This window comes from Bradyrhizobium sp., assembly GCF_049581145.1.
Taxonomy (GTDB): domain Bacteria; phylum Pseudomonadota; class Alphaproteobacteria; order Rhizobiales; family Xanthobacteraceae; genus Bradyrhizobium.
Genome location: NZ_JBAURI010000650.1, coordinates 1 through 2636 on the forward strand (window position 1 = coordinate 1; position 2636 = coordinate 2636).

Below are 2636 nucleotides of genomic sequence, written 5' to 3' on the forward strand. Positions count from 1 at the left end.
CGCCAGGGTGGCGCACAGCGCCCGCGCCAAGGTGGCGCGCAGCGCGCCGGCACAAAGGCGGCTGGATGTCGAACCCTCGCGCCACGACCATCATAGGTCCATCGCGCAGCGCCCGCGAACAGAGCGCTGCGTCGTGGTCCTCACGATCGTGGCACCGATCATCGGGGCCGATGCGAGGTTCGGCATGAGACGCCTCGGCATCGCGGCGCCCCGGCTTCCGGCGGCCGGGCTTTGTCGTCCGGCTCGCGGGAAAGGTCGGAGGCCCGGTGTGCCTAGGAGACCGGGCCTCGCAACCTACCCATCCCCCCAAGGGCTGGACACGGAATTGGCGCATCGCCCCGCCTTGATGCGCAAACACCGCTGCTAGCTGTACACTGCCGGAATACGGCCAGAATGGGAACGAACGCCCAGGCCGGACCATTTGAGTCCGTGACTGTTGCGTTGCAGGCACACAGCCCGGAGCCCGCGCCGCGCCCGATGAAGCCGCCGCGCATGTTCCGTTTGGCTCGCCGCCGGGCCAATTTGGAGACAGCCTTTAGGTCGGAGACGTTGATAACACATGGTTCCGTCATGTGGTTTCTTGGCCGGGCTTGTCCCGGCCATCCACGTCTTTCTCCCCGGCAACACCGCAAGGTCGTGGATGCCCGGGACGAGCCCGGGCATGACGGTGTGGCAGCGCTGCGTGGGGGAGGCGAGACATCGCCGAGCGATATGACGACTTTCACGAACTCGTTCGTCTACAGGTCGATCAAGCCGCCGTCGACGAACAGTTCGGCGCCGGTGGTATAGGTGGCGTCGGCGGCGAGGTAGAGCGCCGCGGCGGCGACTTCGGCTGCGGTGCCGGTGCGGCCGAGCGGAATGCGGGTCTTGGCGCCCTCGATGAAACTGTCCTTCTGCGCCGGCGTGAGGCCGCCCTTGTCGAGGATCGGCGTCACGATCGGACCGGGGCTGATGGTATTGACCCGGATGCCGCGCGACGTCAGCTCCTTGGCGATGGTGCGGCCGAACGAACGCAGCGCCGCCTTGGTCGAGCCATAGATCGTGCTGCCTCCGAGGCCGCCGCCGGCGCCGGCCACCGACGCGGTCAGGATGATCGCGCCGCCGTTTGGAATGAAGGGTATGGCGTGCTTGATCAGGAAGAACGCGCCCTTGACGTTGGTGTTGAACTGGCTGTCGAAGAAGGCCTCGTCGACCTCGGCGATCGGTGCGAACTTGGCGATGCCGGCATTGACGAACAGCACGTCGATGCGGCCGTGCTTGGCCTTGACCTTGTCGACCAGCGCCTTGGTGGCGGCCACGTCGCCGGCGTCCGAGACCAGCACCTCGATCCCCGGCAGCGCCGCCTTGGCGGCTGCCACCGAGCGCTCGCTGGAGCCGGTGACCACCACCGTCGCGCCTTCGGATTGAAACAGTTTCGCGGTCTCCGCACCGATGCCGCTGGTGCCTCCGCTGATGAGAGCGATTTTGCCGTCGAGCCTGGCCATGAAGGTCTCCTGATTGGAATGGGTTGCCCTGCCCGGGAGAGATGGGAGCCCCCATGGCGCACGCAATGGCGCCGGCGTCCCGACTCTTGCCGATACCGACAGGCAGTCGTCCTTCGAGCCGGCGGACGGCGATCTTCGCGTCATTTTGTCGACCGAGCGTAAGCTCGGACCATGTCCGCTCGATTCCAGCGGCATCGTTCGGCACACGAGCAATGGTGACGCCTGCTTTTCGGTGACAGGTGTCGGCGCGCCGCTTGCCGCGCCGCTTCGAATCCTGGAAATCGACGGAGTCCTGCGTCTGGTCTCGCCAGACCAGTCCGCTGAACGTTGAACCTGTCTCTGTCCTCCATTCACCACCACAGACGCCGCCATGAGCGAATACCAGTATTACGAATTCCAGGCGATCGACCGTCCGCTCAGCGAAGCCGATCGCCAGGCGCTGCGGGATTTATCGACGCGGGCGCGGATCACGGCGACCGGCTTCACGAATTCCTATCAATGGGGCGACTTCAAAGGCAATCCGCTCAAGCTCATGGAGCGCTGCTTCGATCTCCATCTCTATGTCGCCAACTGGGGGTCGCGCCGCCTGATGATGCGGCTGCCGCAGCGACTGGTCGATCGCAGGCTGCTCGACAGCTTTCTCGGCGAGGTCGATTGCGCCACGCTCTCGGTCTCCGCCGAGAACCTGATCCTGGACATCAATTGCGCCGAGGTTGATATCGAGGATTGGGATGATGGCACGGGCTGGCTCGCCGCCTTGGCGCCGCTCCGCGCCGACATTCTCGCCGGTGACCTGCGCCTGTTCTATCTGATCTGGTTGACGGCGGTGCAGGCCGAGCTCGTCGCGCCGGACCATCCCGAGCCGATGCCCGGGATCGGGCCGCTGTCGGCAAGCCTGGAGGCTTTCGCAGAGTTCTTCGGCATTGATTCCGACCTGGTCCAGGCCGCGGCCGAACGCTCCGCTGTCGCGACGGCGAGCGCGATGTCTGCCGATGCTGTGCAGAAGATCATTGCGGCGATGATCGACGCCGACAAGACGGCCATGCTGTCGCGGCTGTTCGACGGCGATCCCTACGTCGCCGCCGAACTGCGGGCCGAGGTCAGCCAGCGCATGGCGAGCGACGCTGACGGCCCGCCGATCGTCCCCCGAAC

The 2636-nt window shown here is 66.0% G+C and carries 2 protein-coding genes; one reads left to right on the forward strand and one right to left on the reverse strand.

Annotated features, from left to right (window positions below; translation table 11 throughout):
- Nucleotides 1-737: 737 nt before the first annotated feature.
- Entirely contained in the window at nucleotides 738-1484 is a 747-nt protein-coding gene (locus WCB02_RS21460) for an SDR family oxidoreductase (RefSeq protein ID WP_423961205.1), read from the reverse strand.
- A gap of 370 nt (nucleotides 1485-1854) precedes the next feature.
- Here WCB02_RS21460 and WCB02_RS21465 point away from each other — a divergent pair.
- On the forward strand, nucleotides 1855-2636 hold a 782-nt coding region (locus WCB02_RS21465; protein WP_423961206.1), incomplete at its 3' end, for a hypothetical protein.

What these genes read in the sequence shown, in the direction of transcription:
- WCB02_RS21460 (WP_423961205.1), bottom strand. Translation starts at nt 1,484, where the DNA reads ATGGCCAGGCTCGACGGCAAAATCGCTCTCATCAGCGGAGGCACCAGC.